18 protein-coding genes are annotated in these 19728 nt (G+C 40.1%); 16 read left to right on the forward strand and 2 right to left on the reverse strand.

All coding sequences use genetic code 11. The annotated features are described in order from the left end of the window. Positions 1-312: 312 nt before the first annotated feature. Positions 313-2004, forward strand: coding sequence for a thiamine pyrophosphate-binding protein (locus tag EHQ49_RS05660; protein WP_135577167.1), 1692 nt, complete (start codon positions 313-315; stop codon positions 2002-2004). Positions 2005-2049: 45 nt separating this feature from the next. Here the strand turns inward: EHQ49_RS05660 and EHQ49_RS05665 are convergent, their stop codons facing one another. Both EHQ49_RS05665 and EHQ49_RS05670 read right to left on the reverse strand, forming a co-directional pair. Continuing rightward, positions 2050-2397, reverse strand: a complete 348-nt coding sequence (locus EHQ49_RS05665; protein ID WP_100734139.1) for a P-II family nitrogen regulator — start codon at positions 2395-2397, stop codon at positions 2050-2052. A 5-nt stretch (positions 2398-2402) separates the two neighbouring features. Further along, entirely contained in the window at positions 2403-3692 is a 1290-nt protein-coding gene (locus EHQ49_RS05670) for an ammonium transporter (RefSeq protein ID WP_135577169.1), read from the reverse strand. A gap of 328 nt (positions 3693-4020) precedes the next feature. Between EHQ49_RS05670 and EHQ49_RS05680 the strand changes: the two genes are divergently transcribed. The 15 genes from EHQ49_RS05680 to EHQ49_RS05755 all read left to right on the forward strand — a co-directional run bounded on the left by EHQ49_RS05680 (position 4021) and on the right by EHQ49_RS05755 (position 19722). Continuing rightward, positions 4021-4506 carry a glutathione peroxidase gene (locus EHQ49_RS05680; protein ID WP_135577171.1) on the forward strand — a complete coding sequence of 162 codons (486 nt, stop codon included), beginning with the start codon at positions 4021-4023 and terminating at the stop codon, positions 4504-4506. Next, the gene (locus EHQ49_RS05685; protein WP_135577173.1) at positions 4493-4936 is read left to right on the forward strand and encodes a MarR family winged helix-turn-helix transcriptional regulator; all 444 of its coding nucleotides are present in this window, start codon (positions 4493-4495) and stop codon (positions 4934-4936) included. Before EHQ49_RS05680 ends, EHQ49_RS05685 begins: the two co-directional genes overlap by 14 nt. A gap of 243 nt (positions 4937-5179) precedes the next feature. Further along, entirely contained in the window at positions 5180-6187 is a 1008-nt protein-coding gene (locus EHQ49_RS05690) for a DUF5018 domain-containing protein (protein WP_244241364.1), read from the forward strand. Between the two features lie 585 nt (positions 6188-6772). Then, positions 6773-7852, forward strand: a complete 1080-nt coding sequence (atpB, locus tag EHQ49_RS05700; RefSeq protein WP_425269830.1) for a F0F1 ATP synthase subunit A — start codon at positions 6773-6775, stop codon at positions 7850-7852. Between the two features lie 49 nt (positions 7853-7901). After that, positions 7902-8186 carry an ATP synthase F0 subunit C gene (atpE, locus tag EHQ49_RS05705; RefSeq protein WP_002975055.1) on the forward strand — a complete coding sequence of 95 codons (285 nt, stop codon included), beginning with the start codon at positions 7902-7904 and terminating at the stop codon, positions 8184-8186. Positions 8187-8188: 2 nt separating this feature from the next. Next, on the forward strand, positions 8189-8713 hold the full coding sequence (locus EHQ49_RS05710; RefSeq protein WP_135577181.1) for a F0F1 ATP synthase subunit B: 525 nt from the start codon (positions 8189-8191) through the stop codon (positions 8711-8713). After that, entirely contained in the window at positions 8710-9273 is a 564-nt protein-coding gene (gene atpH, locus EHQ49_RS05715) for an ATP synthase F1 subunit delta (RefSeq protein ID WP_135577183.1), read from the forward strand. The genes EHQ49_RS05710 and atpH overlap by 4 nt, the downstream gene beginning before the upstream one ends. After that, complete coding sequence (gene atpA, locus EHQ49_RS05720; RefSeq protein ID WP_135577185.1) at positions 9270-10784, forward strand: F0F1 ATP synthase subunit alpha; 1515 nt, start codon at positions 9270-9272, stop codon at positions 10782-10784. The genes atpH and atpA overlap by 4 nt, the downstream gene beginning before the upstream one ends. Before the next feature lie 11 nt (positions 10785-10795). Further along, on the forward strand, positions 10796-11665 hold the full coding sequence (gene atpG, locus EHQ49_RS05725) for an ATP synthase F1 subunit gamma (protein WP_135577187.1): 870 nt from the start codon (positions 10796-10798) through the stop codon (positions 11663-11665). Between the two features lie 21 nt (positions 11666-11686). After that, positions 11687-13093 carry a F0F1 ATP synthase subunit beta gene (gene atpD, locus EHQ49_RS05730; RefSeq protein ID WP_135577189.1) on the forward strand — a complete coding sequence of 469 codons (1407 nt, stop codon included), beginning with the start codon at positions 11687-11689 and terminating at the stop codon, positions 13091-13093. Positions 13094-13098: 5 nt separating this feature from the next. Beyond that, positions 13099-13479 (forward strand): ATP synthase F1 subunit epsilon, encoded by a 381-nt coding sequence (gene atpC / locus EHQ49_RS05735; protein WP_135577191.1) that lies wholly within the window; start codon positions 13099-13101, stop codon positions 13477-13479. A 128-nt stretch (positions 13480-13607) separates the two neighbouring features. Further along, the gene (locus EHQ49_RS05740) at positions 13608-13823 is read left to right on the forward strand and encodes an SLBB domain-containing protein (protein ID WP_244241365.1); all 216 of its coding nucleotides are present in this window, start codon (positions 13608-13610) and stop codon (positions 13821-13823) included. A gap of 9 nt (positions 13824-13832) precedes the next feature. Continuing rightward, entirely contained in the window at positions 13833-16076 is a 2244-nt protein-coding gene (locus EHQ49_RS05745) for a hypothetical protein (RefSeq protein ID WP_135577195.1), read from the forward strand. Position 16077: 1 nt separating this feature from the next. Further along, the gene (locus EHQ49_RS05750; RefSeq protein WP_135577197.1) at positions 16078-18315 is read left to right on the forward strand and encodes a GAF domain-containing protein; all 2238 of its coding nucleotides are present in this window, start codon (positions 16078-16080) and stop codon (positions 18313-18315) included. A gap of 9 nt (positions 18316-18324) precedes the next feature. Continuing rightward, positions 18325-19722 carry an MBOAT family O-acyltransferase gene (locus tag EHQ49_RS05755; RefSeq protein ID WP_135577199.1) on the forward strand — a complete coding sequence of 466 codons (1398 nt, stop codon included), beginning with the start codon at positions 18325-18327 and terminating at the stop codon, positions 19720-19722. The last annotated feature ends 6 nt before the right edge of the window (positions 19723-19728 follow it).

Below are 19728 nucleotides of genomic sequence, written 5' to 3' on the forward strand. Positions count from 1 at the left end.
AAATACACTTACATCCGCACCAGAGATTGAGTTGTTTAGAAAATAAAAGCAGTAACTTCTTCCAAATAAATTCTTGACGGCGTCCGTCTTTGCAAAAATCTTTTAAGTGTAATGGCTAATCAGGCAAATACAAACTACGAGATCATGAATTCCATGCCCGTTTTTGGATTGTCTAGCTATGTCCTCTCTACCCTCGTTCTAGTCGTCGTAGTCTCCTCATACATAAGTAGCTTTCTGTTATAAATATCCTTCGTTTCCTCGGTCGACAGAAAGCTGAAAGTCGACGGGGAAACCACATAGGAGAGGGTCTTTATGCGGGAACAAATCACCGTTAGTCAATATATCATACGTTTTTTAGAATCAAAGGGAATCACTTGGATTCCAGGTGTTCCAGGTGGAACTATATTACCATTGTACGAAAGTTTGGCGGAGTCAAGCATTGAACATGTGTTAGCTAGGCATGAACAAGGTGCCGGATTTTTTGCTCAGGGAAGAGCAAGGAGCACTGGAGAGGTAAGTGCCGTATTTGTTTCTTCTGGACCCGGGGTTGCCAATCTCATCACCGCGGTTGCCGATGCCCAAAGAGATTCTATCCCTTTACTTATTTTTTCTGGACAGGTTCCATTGGCCTTAACTGGCACCGATGCTTTTCAAGAATTACCTACAACAAGTATAGTATCTCCTCTTGTTAAAAAAGTTTATAAGATTGAAGAGCCAACCCAAATTATAGAAACTTTAGAAGAAGCTTATTATTTATCGGGTTCTGGTAAAATGGGTCCTGTTTGGATAGACTTACCTAAGGACATCCAAACACAAATGATTGAGATCGTGACTAATCGACTTCCAATCAAGTTGTCTCAGAACGAAGGACCTCTTGAGGGTAAGGGATCGGAAGAAGATTCATCTGGTGAAAGTTTGACTTTATTTTTACAAGAATTTAAATCGCTTTTGGAAGGTTCTAAATTCCCCTTACTTTATTTAGGTGGTGGAGCCAAAAAAGAATATTTACGTTTACGAGAATTTGTTTCTCGTTTCCAAATTCCAGCAGTAACTACACTTATGGGTTTAGGTATTTTTGAAAAAAATGACCCAATGAATTTAGGAATGATGGGTATGCATGGAACTGTGGTTGCCAATGAAGCACTTGGTGTTTGTGACTTACTCATTGCCATTGGTGTACGTTTTGATGATCGTGCAACAGGTGCTATCCAAAAGTTTTGTAACCAAGCAAAGATCATTCATATTGATATTGATGCACGAGAAATTGGGAAAAATAAACTAATACATTTGGGATTGCAGAAAGACATCTCGGAGGTTCTTCCCTTTCTAATTGAAGAAGACTTTTGTTTTCAAAACATAAATGCATTAGAGCAAATAGAAACTTGGAGAGAAATCCCAGCAGAACATCCTATGAAAGATATACTTTCTGATTTTGCCTCTGTACTACCTGAAGGGGAACATTTCTTTCTGACAGATGTTGGGCAACATCAGATGTGGGTTGCGCAGTATTTTCCCTTCACGAATCCCAAATCTTGGATCACTTCTGGAGGGCAAGGGACCATGGGGTTTGGTCTTCCTACCGCTATTGGTGTGGCTCTAAGTAATAGGGATGCTCAAGTATTTTGTTTTTCTGGTGATGGTTCCATCATGATGAATTTACAAGAGTTATCTACCTTAAAGGAGCAGAACCTCAATATTAAAATCATCCTAATCAATAATGAACATTTGGGTCTAGTGAAACAACAGCAGGATTTGTTTTATGGGAGTAAACATTCTGGTTCCAAGTTTCATTTTCATCCCGACTTTTCGTTGTTATGCCAGTCCTTTGGGCTTGGGTATTCCGAGTGGGACTGGAGTTTGGGGGTTGAAGATTTAAGAAGAATCCTAAAAACCAAGGGCCCCGCAATGATTGAGGTGCGAATTCCTTCAACTTGGGGAGTATATCCTTTTGTCCCTGGCGGAAAATCGAATCAGGAGTATATCCTAGATCAGATTGTAATGTAAAGTTTGACTCCGAGGGAAAGTCTCCCTCGGATCACTGATTGTTTGTTAAATGGCCTTACTTCCTCGTTCTCCGCTACGGATGCGGATGACTTCCTCTAAAGGCATGACAAAGATTTTTCCATCTCCGATTTTACCCTCAGGACCTGTTTTTGCTGCTTTCAAAATCGCATCTACAGTTGGTTTGACAAACTCATCGTTGACTGCGATTTCTAAACGTACTTTTCTGAGAAGATTCACTTGGTATTCATGTCCACGGAATACTTCTGTTTTCCCTTTTTGTTGGCCATAACCTTGAACATCACTTACGGTCAATCGATAGATTTCGTTTTTAGTGAGTTCGTTTTTTACTTCTTCTAACTTATGTGGTTGGATGATTGCGATGACTAATTTCATGTTGATTACCTTATATCATATCCTTTTTCACCGTGGATCTCTTGATCGAGTCCGGTGATTTCTTTATCTTCTTCGATTCTAAAACCGATTGTTTTTTCGATAATAAGTGCGAGTATATAGGAAACTACAAAAGAATAAACACCTGTTGCAACGACGCTAACAACTTGAGCAGTCAATTGGTTTCCCAAAGTCATTCCTTCAGCTAATTCCAATGCAAAGAATCCAGTAAGAATCGCACCAAATGCACCACCAGCACCATGGATACCAAAAGCATCGAGTGTATCATCATAACGAAGTTTGCCTTTGAGTAGGATTGCCATATAACATATAGGAGATACCAGAGCTCCCATAATCAAGGCCCCTTGGACTCCCACATAACCGGAAGCAGGTGTGATGACTACAAGTCCCGCCACGATTCCAGAAGCAGCTCCAAGCGCTGTTGCTTTTTTTGTATGTAACCATTCGATCAGTAACCAACTTGCTCCTGCAGCAGCCGGTGCAACCAGGGTTACTAAAAATGCTCTCGCAGCAAGTCCATTCACGGAGAGCCCAGAACCCGCATTGAAACCAAACCAACCGAACCACAAAAGGCCAGATCCAAGTAACGTATAAGTCATGTTATTTGGATGGGTTAACAGTCCTGCATCCCCTTTTCGTCTGCCGATGACGATGGCAGCAGCAAGTCCGGCAATCCCCGAGATCAAATGGACAACGGTTCCTCCAGCAAAATCAAGAGCATTCATTTTTAATAGCCAACCCGAGTCAGCCCAAACCCAATGAGCCACTGGATCATAAACTAACGTTGACCAGACGAGAATGAATACTACATATGCTGAAAGTTTAATTCTTTCTGCAATTGCACCAGAAATTAATGCGGGAGTGATGATCGCAAACATACCTTGGAATAGAAAGTGTACATAAGTTGGGATAGAACCCTTTACGGAATCAATATCAATTCCGTTAAGGAAAGCTAGATCAAAATTTCCAATATAAGGATTATCTCCAGAGAAAGCAAAACTATACCCAAAGATAGTCCATTGTAATGTCATCACGATGATAGCAACAAAACTATGCATCATAGTCGAAAGGACATTTTTGGAACGTACGATACCTCCGTAGAACAAGGCAAGTCCAGGAATCATAAAAAACACAAATGCAGAGGAAACTAACATCCATGCCGTATCGGATTTATCGATGGCAGCTGGTGGAGGAATTTCGCCTTCTGCGGCTAGGAATCCCGGTAAGAGGAAGAGTAGACATACCAACAAAGGTCGTAAGACCAATTGTATTTTCATTGTTTGCTCCAAATATCTTTTTTGAAATGAGAAATAAAATTCGTATCATTACGAACGATTTGTCTCTGAAAGCTAGTAAATTCTGCAAAACTAAGAACTTTTTTGTAAAAAATCTGGGGAAGTAGGGAAGGTGGTAGCTAGATTTGTTTTGTTGTGGTAAGGCGAAGGTATTGGGTGGCGGGTCTAGTTCCCCTCCCAATTCAGGGCGGGGATAGATAGATTCGCGCGCATTTGGGTTAAAAACCCGAAAAAACCCTCTTAAAATCAAAATAAAAAGATTGAACAAAATTAAATTGTGCACAATCTAAATGGCATAGGGAGACCAAACATGTCTGATGAATTTTACAAGATTAAGGTGAAACGAGGTTCCGAGGAAATTCCTATGGAACAATTTAAAGATAAGGTACTTTTGATTGTGAACACGGCTAGCGAGTGTGGCTTTACCCCTCAATACAAAGGCCTACAGGAAACCTATGATCGTTACAAAGGAAAAGGTTTGGAAGTATTGGCTTTCCCATGTAACCAGTTTGGCCAACAAGAACCAGGAACAGATGCAGAAATTAAGTTGTTTTGTGAAAGAACATTCTTAACGACTTTCCCGATATTTTCAAAATTGGAAGTCAATGGACCAAATACGGATCCGCTTTACTTACACTTAAAAAAACAAGCGCCAGGAATTTTTGGTTCTTTGGACATCAAATGGAATTTTACCAAATTCTTAATTGATAAAAATGGAAACGTTGTAAAACGATACGCACCCATCACGAAACCAGAAGATATTGAAAAGGATATTGAAAAACTTGTCCAAGGTTAAGAATCCTACAGATGAGGTTCTTCTTTTGAAGAACCAAGTTTGTTTCTCTTTGTATTCTTCAATGCATCGAATGATGAAAATCTACCGCCCACTTCTTTCGGCACTGGGACTCACATATCCGCAATACCTTGTGATGTTGGTTCTTTGGGAAGAAGAGGAAAGCACTGTCAGTGGACTTGGCGAACGATTGCAATTGGATTCGGGGACTTTGACGCCATTGCTCAAACGATTGGAGCAAGGTGGGTTAATTCAGCGAAAAAGAAACGTAGATGATGAACGAGTTGTGATGGTATCTCTTACAAAGAATGGAAAACAGCTTCGTGATAAAGCCAAGTTAATACCTGAACAAATTTTTTGTTTGTCGGGGATTGAGGAAAAGCAGGCAACACAGTTAAAGGGAATTTTAGATAGTTTTGTAGCGAAAACATAACAAACTAAAGGTTTCTGAAATAAATTTCTCTTTTATTATTGACGATAATATTTACCTGCAAAAAGAATCTAACATCATTTAGGTTTTTTCTGATTTGTAACATTGAATCCAAAAATTCCATTTATGTTGAACCGTAACCTACTCCTTTTTTGTTGGATGGTCCTTTCTCTTTTTTCCTGTAAAAATGGACTTTCTGAAAATTCATGCGACCCAAATAGGAGTAAATTTATAAACACATTGCTCGTGAAATGGGCAATACTCGATGTTAGCCCCACTTGCGGTAAAATATACCTTCCCACCATTCCTAAAGAAATACTTGAATATTCAATACCAAGTTTAGGCGTCAAAGGAATCGTATCTGATGGTCAAATCGTAATTACATCAGAAACCATCGTTTCTATATCTTCGTACATTGCTAATTTCAAAACCAATGGTGTTTCGGTAACGGTGAACGAGATCGAACAAATTAGCGGCATCACTTCAAACTCTTACACGGCTCCTCTAAAATACGTTGTGACCGGTTTTGATGGAAGTAAAAAAGAATACACGGTTCAAATGGTTGCACCCCGTATCTTAGGATCAGGTTCTCTTAGGCTTTGGTTTAAAGCAGACCAACTAACATTGAATGATGGCGATCCGATTGCAAACTGGGCGGATGTTAGTGGGTATGGGAATCATATTTCGCAAGCAACTCTGACTCAAAGACCAGTGTTTCGAGTGAACCAAGTCAATGCTTATCCAATTGCCGAATTTAGAAGCTCATCAACGACGCAGATGGTCATTTCATCAGGTGCTACAGGATTGTATGTTACCAATAGCGGAAGCGTTTTTTTTGTAATGAGATTAGTGAATACAATTTCTGGTGGGATTACTTTGTTAAATATACATGGGGGTCAAGGAAGAGAGATTTCCATAGATCATCCCATTTCTACATATGTTGTCTGCCGAAATGGACTAAGTTGTTCTAACATATCAGCTTTACCAATTCCAAAAAATGATTTTCTTGCGATAGGTTCAGTGCAAGTATTAATGGCTTCTGCTCGAGAATATTGGAATGGTAATTTAAAAGGTCAAGTACCTATCTCTTATGATTATTCTGGTGGTGGTAGTCCAAATACTATTTATTTAGGCAACGGAAATCTTGATGCAGATATAGCGGAGGTTCTATACTTCAATACGGATCTTACGGAAGCAGATGTTCAGAAATTGTTTTTTTATCTGAATACGAAGTATGGGCTTTTGCCTTTGTAAAAATCGAATTTGACTTTCCTTGGTTTATAAACCAAAACATGAACTTTCGATAACAAAAAAACGGGAGGTTGCGAATTCTCCGTTACAAACCAACAAACATCTGATATATGGAAGTCATTGGGTGGCGGGTGGATAACCCCACCCAGTTCGATTAGGGCGGGGATCTATACCAACCAATCCCTCTCGCACCCCCAATCCTACTTGCCCCCATTTCCCCACCTTCCAAACTACAACCAATGGATCTAAATTCAATCAATCTCAAACGATTCCATTTGCATTACTTCAGCTATTTACTTTTTGTATTCATTCTAAGTCTCCCGCTAACTGCAGGTTTGGTGGAGGATGGATATCGTATGATTTTCTATTTTGGTGGGGCCATGTCCTTTGCAATCCAGATGGCAATTTTGCAACTTCGGTTCCTTCCAAGAAAAATCCCCGCTTTGTCCGAGTCTGGGTTTCCCTTTTTTACCGTATTTCTCTCCTTTTTTCTGAATCTGGGCATTTTGACCGCTTTGCAGGTCTTAGAGTACCCTTTTGAGGCAACTTCTGGATTTTTAATTGCCTATTTCGTCCACCTTCTTTTCCTTGTATTTGCGAGCTATTTCAGTGGAAAATAAGTCTAAATATCGGTTTTTTTTATCATTTTTATTAGTTTTTTCCCTTAGTTTTACGAATGTTTTTGCGAACGATTCGGAAGGGCACGGCTCTGAAGAGGGCTTCGATTTCAGCGAAGTGATGGCGCACCATTTAGGTGATGCTCCCATTTTCCCATTGAACTTTGGTGGCACGATTGTCACAGAAGGCCAACCAGGCTTTGACGCTGAAAACCACGATGTTTTTGTAAACCATGATGGAGTGAAATACCACTATCTTGGTGGACTCGACCTTCATATCACCAAACGAGTGACCATGATGTGGATTGCTTGTTTCTTTATGTTCCTTGTTTTCATCCCGGCAGCTAATTTGATCTCGAAGAACCCCAAAAAAGTTCATAACAAATTTACATCTGCTGTAGAGGCTTTCATTAGTTATCTAAAAGAAAATGTTGTGGATGCATCCCTTGATCACCACGGACATTCTTATTACCACTACATCTTCTCTTTGTTTTTCTTTATTCTTTTCTGTAACCTTTTCGGCCTCATCCCGTCTGTGGGTGAACTCACTGTGGCTGCCTCTGACGCACTCGTTGCCGTTGGTGCCGTAGAACACACACCACATATACTTCATACATTTGGACAAGTTTGGTCGGGGATCACACCTACAGGTGATATCAGTGTTACACTTTCACTCGCATCGATCACACTACTTACCATTTATGGAACAGCATTTTCCTACCAAGGAATTTCCTTCGTAGCACACGCAGTTCCTAAGGGAGTTCCGCTCCTACTTTGGCCACTTATGTGGGCCTTGGAGTTTATCGTAACACACATTGCCCGCTCTTTTGCGTTAACAATGAGGTTACTAGCCAACATGACAGCAGGACACGTTATGATCCTTGCGTTACTTGGATTTATCTTTATGAGTGAAAGTTGGTTGATTGCACCTGTGTCTGTTCTCAGTTCAGTGCTTATCTACTTTTTAGAACTACTTGTAGCTTTTTTACAAGCGTTCATTTTCTCTCTGCTCACAACCGTGTTCATCGGAACTGTGATGCATAGACATTAACATTTGGTTTTATTTATATTATAAAACACACAGGAGTGAAACGAAAACAATGGAATTCGGTTTAGGATACATCGCAGTAGGACTCGCAGCAGGACTTGCATTACTTGGTGCAGGAATCGGTATTGGTAGAATTGGTGGATCAGTGGCAGAAAGCATCAGCCGCCAACCAGAAGCAGCGGGAAAGATCCAACTCGTTCTTTACGTAGCAGCAGGTATGATTGAAGGTGCAGCACTTTTCGCAGTGGTAATCGCTCTTCTTATCGCGCTCAAACTCAATGGCTCAATTGACAAAACAATTGGTGCTGGTGCCACTAAAGTAGAACAAGGACAATAGTCTTGGTTATCCTCGCGGCTTCCGGCTTCAATTTGCTGAAAGTCAATCCGGGTCTGGTCATCTGGACCCTGGTCACTTTCTCAGTTGTTGTCTTCGTTCTTAAAAAATTTGCATGGGACAAGATCCTTCATGCTCTCGAAGAACGTGCTTCCGGCATCCAAGGCGATATCAACAAAGCAGAAACCCTTCGCGTAGAAGCAGAAAAGTCTTTAAAAGAATATAAAGACCAACTCTTCAAAGCGACGGAAGAAGCTCATAAAATTGTAGATGAAGCTAAAAAAGATGCAGTTGCTCTCCGCACTCGATTGACGGAAGAAGCACACAACGAAGTGAAAGGCATTAAAGATAGCGCAATTCGCGAAATTGATTTAGCGAAAAGCAGAGCTTTGTCTGAAATGCAAAACCAAATTGTGGAAATGTCCGTTCTCATCGCGAGTGAGATCTTGGAGAAACAATTGAAGAAGGAAGACTATGCTTCCTTTGTCGAAAAAGAGATCGCAAAACTCGATAAACTTAAAATAAAATGAGTCTGAACCAAATTTCAAAGGTTTACGCAACGGCACTTTTGGAGTTAGCTCAGGAAGCTAACTCGCTTGAGTCAACAGAAGAGGAACTTTCAACACTCGTTGATATTTTCTTTTCCGATGACTCAATCCGCCATTATTTCCTTTCTCCATTAGTTGATCCTTCTGAGAAAGAACGAACTGCAGAAAAGTCAGTTCAGGGGAAGGCATCGGATATCGTTGCCAACTTCATTACACTTGTGGTTCGTAAGAATCGATTTCTATTCCTCAAGGATATTTTGGAAGATTATAGAACAGGAGTGGACCGACTTAAAAACCGTAGTTCTCTTCGCATTGTTTCCAAAGATTCTCTTGGCAAAGAAGCTATAGATCGAATCACCAAGTCTATCTCTTCCAAGTTCGGACGCGAAGTTCGTGTCTCTGAACAAACGGATCCAGCCCTAATTGGTGGATTCAAACTCTTTATAGACGACTTTTTAATCGATGCCTCGATCCGCGCAAAACTTGCCGGAATTGAAGAGGCTCTCCTCCAAAAGAAAATCCCAGTCGGAGCATTTGAATGAAAATTAAAACAGACGAAGTAACGTCGGTACTAAAACAAGAAATTAAAAACTTCAAGAAAGACCTTCAAGTTGAAGAAGTTGGAACAGTTCTCGAAGTAGGGGACGGGATTGCGAGAGTTTACGGACTCACTAACGTAATGTCAGGAGAGCTTGTTGAATTCCAAAACGGAGTTCGAGGACAGGCATTTAACTTAGAAGAAAACTCCGTTGGGGTTGTAATCTTCGGTGATTATATTAAAATTGAAGAAGGTTTTTCCGTTAAACGTGTGGGAAAAATCTTCGAAGTTCCGGTAGGACCTGAACTTCTCGGTCGAGTGCTAAACCCTCTTGGGGAAGTGATCGACGGAAAAGGACCACTGAACGCTAAAAAAACAAGACCAGTTGAGTCTCCAGCTCCTGGAATTGCGATGAGAAAATCAGTTCATGAACCAATGCAAACAGGAATCAAAGCAATCGATGCAATGATCCCAATTGGACGTGGACAAAGAGAGCTCATCATTGGTGACCGTGGAACTGGAAAAACTTCCATCGCAATCGATACCATCATCAACCAAAAAGGTAAAGGTGTTATTTGTGTTTACGTAGCGATTGGACAAAAAGCATCAACTGTTGCTTCCACCATCGAAATGTTACGCGAAAAAGGTGCACTCGAGTATACGATCATCGTATCTGCAAACGCATCTGAACCAGCACCAATGTTATACATTGCACCTTACTCTGGTGCTACTATGGCTGAATACTTTATGTATGAAGAAGGGAAAGCAACACTTGTTGTGTATGATGACCTTTCTAAACAAGCCGTAGCTTATAGACAAATGTCACTTTTACTTCGCCGCCCACCAGGTCGTGAAGCATATCCTGGAGACGTTTTCTACCTTCACTCTCGTTTGCTTGAAAGAGCAGCGAAACTCGATGATAAATTCGGTGGTGGGTCTATGACAGCACTTCCAATCATTGAAACACAAGAAGGGGAAGTATCAGCATACATTCCTACTAACGTAATCTCCATCACTGATGGTCAGATTTACCTTCAGTCCAACCTATTTGCATCGGGTCTTCGCCCTGCGGTGGACGTGGGAATTTCTGTATCACGGGTTGGATCTGCTGCGCAAATCAAAGCGATGAAAAAGGTAGCAGGAACTCTCAAGTCAGATTTGGCTCAGTTCCGCGACTTAGAAGCGTTTGCACAGTTAGGAACAGAACTTGATCCAGTGACTCAAGCACAGCTTGATCGTGGATACCGAGTTCTTGAAATTCTTAAACAACCTAACAACTCACCAACTCCAGTAGAAGAACAAGTGATCTCTATTTTTGCTGTAACCAAAGGTTTTATGGATACAATTCCAACTGCAAAGGTTCGTGAATTTGAGACATACCTTTTGAAAACGATGAGAGAACAACACTCTGAAATTTTAGAAGAAATCAGAACTGCTAAAGAAGTGAAACAAGAAGCAGCTCTGCAAAAAACAATCAAATCGATTGTAGAACATTTTCTAGCAAAGAATAACTAAGGGGAAAGATCTTGGCGACACCGCGTGAGATAAAAAAGAGGATTAACTCGGTTAAAAACACGAGAAAAATCACTCGAACCATGGAGATGGTCTCCACGGCGAAGGCAAAAAAAGCGACTAACAAGGTAAATGCAGCGAAACCATACGCTGACTTAACTCGCGAGTTAGTTTCTTCTTTGTCCAGCCTTGCAGGGATCATCCACAGCCCTTACTTAAGGAAGCCGGATAAAATCCGAAAAGTTGCTATCCTTGCGATCGCCGCAAACCGTGGGTTATGCGGTGGTTTTAACTCCAACCTCCTTCGTATGGTGAAAAACCGTATCGAAGAGTTGAAGTCAAAAGGTGTGGAAGTAGAAGTCCATGCAGCAGGGAAAAAAGCAATTGCCTTCTTTAAATTTGCGAAAATTGAATTGGTAACATCACAAACCAATATTGATGATAAAGCGGGAAGTAAGGAAGCGAATGATCTTGCTTCCTATTTTATGGAACGTTTCGCAAATGAATCGGTGGATTCTGTTGAAATTATTTCCACTCATTACTATTCGGCAGCCAATCAGAAACCTGAGATCACAACGGTTCTTCCTTTGAAAATGGAGGAGACTGGATCAAAAGGTTCTTCAGGTCCAGAAGTATTGTATGAGCCAGATCCAAAAACAATTTTGGAAAACCTACTTCCTATGGTGATCAAAACAACTTTTGTTAAGATCATTTTGGAGTCGGTAGCTTCCGAACACATTGCACGAAGAGTGGCTATGAAAGCGGCAACAGACGCTGCAGGTGAGATGATTAAACTTCTTACTCGCGGTTATAACCGAGTTCGCCAGGCAAAAATTACGCAGGAAATTTCAGAAATCGTAGGGGGAGCGGAAGCCATCTCCTAACAAAGGTCTTTCGGAGTATATATGAATAAAGGTAAAATTAAACAAATCATCGGTTCGGTAATGGACATCAGTTTTGATTCCGGGAATATGCCTGAGATCTACAATGCCGTAGAGATTCGATCTAAAGTAAACGGCAAAGACGTAACTATCACTGCAGAAGTGCAACAGCACATTGGAGACAACACAGTTCGTGCGATCTCCCTTCAATCCACAGACGGATTAAAAAGAGGATTAGAAGTTGTCGATACTGGTATCCCAATTTCTGTTCCAGTCGGAACAAAAACTCTTGGTCGTATCTTTAACGTACTTGGTGAGGCAATCGACGAACTCGGCGATCTTCCAAAAGACGTAAAAAAGATGCCAATCCATAGAAGTGCTCCAAGTTACGAAGAAATTAAACCTAAAACTGAAATCTTTGAAACAGGCATCAAGGTTATCGACCTTCTTGCTCCTTATATCAAAGGGGGAAAAACAGGACTATTCGGTGGTGCTGGGGTAGGTAAAACCGTTTTAATTCAAGAGCTTATCAACAACATCGCTAAACAACATGGTGGTTACTCTGTGTTCGCTGGTGTGGGTGAAAGAACTCGTGAAGGAAACGACCTTTGGAATGAGATGAAAGAATCTGGAGTTATCGACAAAACAGTTCTTTGTTTTGGTCAGATGAACGAACCACCAGGTGCTCGTCTTCGTATTGCACTTTCTGCTTTGACTATGGCGGAAAACTTCCGTGATGAATCTGGATCTGACATCCTTCTCTTCGTAGACAATATCTTCCGTTTCTCTCAAGCAGGTTCTGAAGTATCGGCTCTTCTTGGTCGTATGCCATCTGCGGTAGGATACCAACCAACTCTTTCCACAGAAATGGGTGGATTACAAGAACGAATCACATCAACAGTTCGTGGATCCATCACTTCGGTGCAAGCGATCTACGTTCCTGCCGACGACTTAACGGACCCGGCTCCTGCAACTGCGTTTGCTCACTTAGATGCAACAACAACTTTATCTCGTGCGATTTCTGAAAAAGGGATTTATCCTGCTGTGGATCCACTCGATTCCACATCAAGAATCATGAACCCACAAATCGTGGGGGAAGAACACTACAACACAGCCCGTGAAGTACAAAGAATTCTTCAAAGATACAAAGACCTTCAAGATATCATCGCGATTCTTGGTATGGACGAACTTTCTGAGGATGATAAAATTCTTGTTTCTCGTGCTCGTCGTTTGGAGAAATTCCTCTCACAACCGTTCCACGTAGCGGAACAGTTTACTGGTCGACCTGGAAAGTATGTAAAATTGGAAGATACCATCCGTTCCTTCAAAGGAATCATTGAAGGTAAGTATGACAATCTTCCGGAACAAGCGTTCTACATGGTCGGATCGATTGACGAAGCGATCGAAGCGGCGAAACAACTCAAAGGTTAATTCGGATGAGTAAAGAACTGACTTTAACAGTCATCTCTCCCGACAAAATCCTTTACCAGGGCAAGGCAGAATCAGTGATTCTGCCAGGTTCTGTAGGTTATTTTGGAATTTTACCAGGTCACGCGACCCTTGTGTCTCAGTTGGACTTTGGACTCATCAAATTGCATACGGCCGGCAAAGAGTTCCGGATTGCCATTGATGGGGGATTCTGCGAAGTGAGAAATGACCAAATCCGAGTCCTTACCGAAGGTGGGGATTCAGAGGATGATTTGTCTCATGACCACGCTGTGGAACTTCTAGATGAGGCGGAAGCCCTTCCATCCTCCAAAGACAAAGAAATTCTTCTAAAGAAAGCAAAAGTTCGCATTTTACTGCACGAACGTTAATTTTTTTCCCCCCTTCTTGCCGAAAATATACCAGAGGGGGATTTCCTTTGGCTGTAGATTGGATTCGACGTTTTGTATTGGTATCGATACTATGCACCGGATTCTATTTCTTAAAGGAAAACCCTGATTTGCGAAAAAGAATCTATTCTGAAGAACCGATCCGTGTTAAAATTGAAGGGCCCGTATTGAATCCCGGGTTTTATTCGTTGGATGCGGGTTCGAACGGAAAGGATTTGATTGAAATGGCTGGTGGATATATGCCCGGAGCGCAAATCAAAACGGAGGACAGTATCTTGGAACAACCGTTAGAGGATGGCCAGATACTAAATTTGGGAAAACGGTAATCGAGGCGAATGGCGGATCAAGAACAGAATAAAAACGAAGATCTAGAAAACATCGAACCTGTACTCGATGAAGACTCGTTTTCCTTAGATTTGGATGATTTTGATATGGGCGATGATGATTTGGATGTATCGCCAGGGATTGATGCCCCAAACCTAGATGATATCTCTGCCTTTGATGATGAAGACGAATCCATTTCTGATATGGTAGCTTCATCGGATTCATACGATGACTTATTAGATATAGACTTAGATTCTGACCTTAACTTACTTGGGGAAGAAGATCCAATCCTACATGATGAAGACATTCATGCGGATTTTTCTGATTATGAAGAAGAATCTGAAAAAGAAGAACGTAGTTCTAAAACACCCACCAAACAATCGTATAGTGATGATATTGGTGATGATGATCTTGAATTAGAATTTGACGATGATTTGATCGATCTCGATAAAGAAATTGAATCGATACTAAACGGCGAAGATGGAATTCTCACATCTAAAAAATCAAAACAAGATTTAGAAGAAGAAGAGGAGGGACCTATTTCCCTTTCTTTAGAAGAACTTGAAAACATCACTGGTGACTTAGAAGAAGAAGACCATTTTGGAGAACCAGAACGCCCTGGTTCTATTGAAGAAGAAAATGCACTGATCGATGAACATTCAGACTTAGATTTGGATTTGGATGATTCGGAAATTGATACCAATCTTTCTTTTGATGAAGAAGGAAAACCTGAGTTTGATTTAACAGATCTGAATGAGGAAGGTTCTTTCCTTCCTATAGATGATTTAGGTCCCGTGGATGCTGAGGAAGAAGAAACGGGATTCCAACCACTTGTGGATCCGGAAGAAGAAGAACTTTTCGGTAAAAATAAAGAAGATGAAAATCTCACTCTCTCGGATGAAGAGTTAGGTAGTATTTTAGGTGCTGGTGGGGAAGCAAGTTTAGAAGAAACACTTGGTTCTGAAGAAGAATTTTTATCATCAGATGATGAATCCGAACTCCCTAGTTTCTCTGAGGACGAGGAAGAAGGCGGATTTGATCTGTTAGGTGGGGAATTTGAAACACCTGAAGAAGAACATTCACTTGAAGAAGAAGATGAAGGCCCTCTTACTTTATCTCTAGAAGAATTAGAAAATATCTCTGGTGAAGCAGTCGAGGAAGACTACGAAGAACCAACTTCTGATATCTTAAACGAAGAATTGGAAGACGAATCCATCACACTTAGTCCCGACGAACTTGGAAATATCATTGCTGGTGATCCAGTTGAAGAATCCGAGGATACCGATGAGGAAGAAAGTCACGAATTAGACACTGATCTTGGTGATGACTTTGATTTTGCTTTAGGGGAACCTGAATCAGATTTGGAAGAGGCAGAAAATGCCGAAGAAGGTCTTGAAGGTCAAATGGAAGGTTTCGAATCTTCCGATGAAGATGATGATGGTCCGATTGCCCTTTCGATGGAAGAGTTAGAATCGATTGCTTCTGATGCAGAAGAGAATTCAGAAGAAGAACTTGTTGATAGTTTAGACCGAGCTCCTCTCCCTTACGAAGAAGAACTGGCTCCTAAGTCGGACTTACTTGCTGAAGATGAAGAAGACGAATCCATTGCTTTATCAATGGAGGAACTAGAAAATATCACTGCCTCTGAAGAAGAGGATATTGAAGAGGAAGACATTACACTTTCTCCAGAAAGTCTCGATGAGATTTTAGGTGAGGAACTTCCCGGTGAAGGTTTAGAAGATATTGCTGATCTTCCTGAAGAAGAAGAGTTTTCATTGTCAGAACAAATTGGTGATGAAGAATCCTCCAGTTTCGATCTAACTTCAAGTGATGAAGACGACCTAGTCGAACATGAAGGTGAAATGGATTTCGGAGATTTGACTTCGGATTCCGCTATTGATGATAGTTTTGATTTATCAGTTCCAGATCTAACGAAAGATAAACGAAATCCTACTCTTGCTAGTGATGATTCAGAAGAATTTGAAGTTGATTTAGACGAATATGCCATGGAGGGAAAACTTTCTCCATTGGAAGAACTTCGAAAATCGGATGTTTCTGCACCTGAATCTAAACCTGCTTCTGAAGAAACATTTGCCGACGTAGGTGGGGAGAACCTATCTACTGGAGATCGCAAAAAAGTTTTAGGTTACTTAGACAATTTACTCGGCAACCTTCCTGATGATGTGATCCGAGAATTCTCGAAATCTCAATACTTCGAGTTATACAAAAAAATGATGAAAGAATTGGAGTTATAAAGTGGGACTTCTCGATAGAGCCGAAGAAATTAAAAAAACTTCGGGTTCCTCGACTTCAAAATCTTCCTCCGGTTCTCAAGGAAAACCTTCTTTATTAAAAAAAGCAGAGTCTTTCCGTGAAGAAAAGAACTTACCAAAAAATGAATCGATTCCTGTAGCAGACACCGACTCTGAATGGTTAGATGATAGTTTCCCTGATACATTGGTAACTGAAATTGGTGAACTTCCGAGCCCTGATGGGGAAGAGGAATTTGATCTAAGTGATATTCCCGAGCTGACAGATGCAGACTTTGGTGATCTTAATGAAGAACCATGGAATGAAGATCCTCTTCCACATTTAGAAAATGATTTGGATGATATAACTTCAGATTACGAACCTGTCTCTACAGAAGATTCAGAACCAGACGCTCTTGCGGAACCTGATTTAGATTTTGATTTACCTTCTTTTGATGAAGAACCTTCTTCCGATTTAATTGGAGAAGATACGAAACCACCAGAACCAAGTCCAGAACCGGTTGTAGAGTCTAACCTCCCTCAAACAAACGAACCAGACTTTGGTGATGATTTAATTGATCGCGATTTTCATGATGATACAGATGTACCTGATGCACCTCTTCCTGAGGTTAATGTATTTGATGAATGGGAAAACGACGCCAAAAGGGAAGCCGCAAAACAACCATTAAGGCCAATTAAAGATGACCCTGCTCCTATAGGAGAAGATGTACTCTTCGATGATGAATCTGATTTTGGTACGGCACCGATGTCTTACCATTTGGCTTCTAAAAAACGAATTGAAAACTACCAAGCCATTTTTGAAATCACAAAAGAGATTGCCGCTTCCAAGGAATTTTCCGATTATTTTGACAACTTAGTTTATAGTTTAATTGGACAGGTTGGATGTAATTCTGTTGTGGTTCTTACTTCTACCAATCCGAAAAATCCAAAATGGGAAGCTGTTGCGGCCCAAGGAATTCAATCGAAGGATTCCTGGTATCTTTCTCCTGGTGATGAAATTTATTCCCGCATTTCCGATTCGGAAACAGTCATCTATGCGGGTGAGTTCAAATCGTCACGATTACCTGACAGAGAATTCAGATTACTAAATGAAATGGGTTCTGAAATTCTTGTACCCATTCGACACGGTGAAAAGTGTTTTGGTGTGTTGTCTCTTGGAAAATTAATCAATGGTGAAGAATACATCACTGATGATTTGGAGTTTGCAAAAATTGTAGGAGATATCGCCGGTTCTGTTTTTGAAAGGGTATCAGAGTTTGAATTGATGAATGACGATTTAGTGCAAGCAAAAGAAGTCATTGAAATCAATGAGTCTGTTTTGCGATTTGCTCGCGATTTTGCACGTATTCGTAAGATGGATGAGGCTTATGACCTTCTCATTGACAATATCAAAAACAAATTAGGTGTAAAACAGTTTTCCTTTTTAGTTTTAGATTCTGAAACTCGCTCCGACTATATTGTGTTTGGTTCTAATTTTATATTACCAGAAAGAGCAAAAGATTTTAGGTTAAGTAAAGACTCTGATATTGTAGGTATGGTCTCTAACGTTGCAGGTGTGTATCGTCTAGAAAATTTCAGAGAAGATGCAGAACTAAAATCCATTTTTACAAATGATGAATTGGGGATTATGAGTGAATTCACAATTCTACCAATCATCAATTTAAATTGGCTTGTGGGTATGGTCATTGTTCATTCCACCGGATCAACTTGGACTGATACGGCAAGAGATGTTGCGGTTACACTGCTTGAAACATCGGCACCTGTATTTGCAAATCTTCTTATCTTACAAGAAAAAGAAGCATTGTTTAGAAACCCATTCAATCCATTGGAATCCAGAATTTTAACAGAAATCGAAAAAGCATCTCAAATGAATACGGATTTTACTGTGTCCTTATTTAAGATTCAAAATGTTTCGAGGATGGTGCACTTAGTGGGAGCGGGAACATTTGCCCGTTATGCGGATGCACTCAGAAAAACCATGATGGATCATATTGGAGAATTAGATTTTTTTACACGAGTTGGGCAAGGTAAGTTTGCTATGGTTCTTCATGGGAAGGATAAAGAAGAAACCGATGTTGTGATTAAAAAAATCAAATCTTCGTTTGCTAAAAAAGAAGATGCAATCATTGGCTCTTTCCGAGCTACGTATCGAGTTTTGAACTTATCTTATCCACATGACACCAAGGACAAAAATCAATTTTTGGAAATGGTTGAAGAAGCCTAAGTAACGATTGTGTTATTTAATTCTATTTCGTTCCTTTCGCATTTCATAGTTTTTTATTTAATTTATTACTTTTCTTCGAATCGGATTCGAAAGTATCTACTTTTGGTATTTGGTGTTTATTTTTATTCCCAATGGAATCTGAATGCCAGTTTTCTTTTATTCATTTCGATAATATTTAATTATAGTTTAGCAAACTATCTATCTGATTTATCCGGGAAAAAAAGAAGAACCTTTTTTATTTTGGGGATCACCGCTAATTTAATTTACCTTGGTGTTTTTAAATATTTTCTCTTTGTATGGGAGTTGTTTTCTGATTTAAAAATTGGATTTGGGTTCCCAGGTCTGGAATGGAAACCAGAGATTCTTTTACCCGTTGGTATTTCTTTTTACACGTTCCATAACATTAGTTATTTGATAGAAGTCTACGACAAACGTATCCTTCCTTGTAAAAACTTTTTCACATTTGTCATTTATGATTTATTTTTCCCTTTATTGTTGCTTGGTCCAATCGAAAGGCCTGGTAATCTCATCCCACAAATTGAATCAGAACAAAAAATCACAAAGGAAAATATTTGGAATGGGATTTCTCTTTTTGTTTGGGGTGTGTTTATAAAATCTACGATAGCTGATCCCTTTTCTCGGTATGTGGAAATCCAAGCCCAAGGATTTGAATCTTTAGAACCCGGAATTTTATGGATAGTTGCCCCGGTCATAGCCTTTCAAGTGTATGCCGATTTTTTTGGTTATTCACTTTGTGCTATGGGTCTTGCCGAAATGATGGGTTTCCGTTTAATGAATAATTTCAAAAGACCATTTTTCTCCTCCAATCCGTCAGAGTTTTGGGCTAAATGGCATATTTCTCTTTCCACTTGGTTACGAGATTATGTTTATATTAAGTTAGGTGGGAATCGACATGGTTTTTTTCGAGAGAACGCAAACTTAATGGTAGTTTGGTTCCTTGCTGGGATTTGGCATGGAGCTGGGCATGGGTTTGTGATTTGGGGTCTGTATTTAGGTCTTTGTTTGGTATTGTATCGCAGCCTAAAACATTATGGTTTTGTGAAATCTGGAAATCTTTTCCAATCTGTCCTTGGAGTAGTTTTTACTTTCTATACTTTTTCACTCGGGCTTCTTTTGTTTCGTATCCATTCTCCCTCGGAAACAATACTTATATTAAAAAACTTATCCCATCTTCCAAAACTTTCCTCTATTCCTCTAATGATTCTTGTGACAACCATTCCTTTGGTGGCATTTGATCTTTGGCAAGAGTGGAAAGATACAGATCGTCCTCAATTTTTTATATCTACAAAACCATTTTCGTTTCTAATTATGTTTTTCTTTTTTTTCCTTTGGTTTTCGTTATTTTCTCCTTTTGGGAAACAGGATTTTTTCTATTTCCAGTTTTAATTTAAA

The sequence above is a fragment of the Leptospira perdikensis genome, from assembly GCF_004769575.1.
GTDB classification, from domain to species: domain Bacteria; phylum Spirochaetota; class Leptospiria; order Leptospirales; family Leptospiraceae; genus Leptospira_A; species Leptospira_A perdikensis.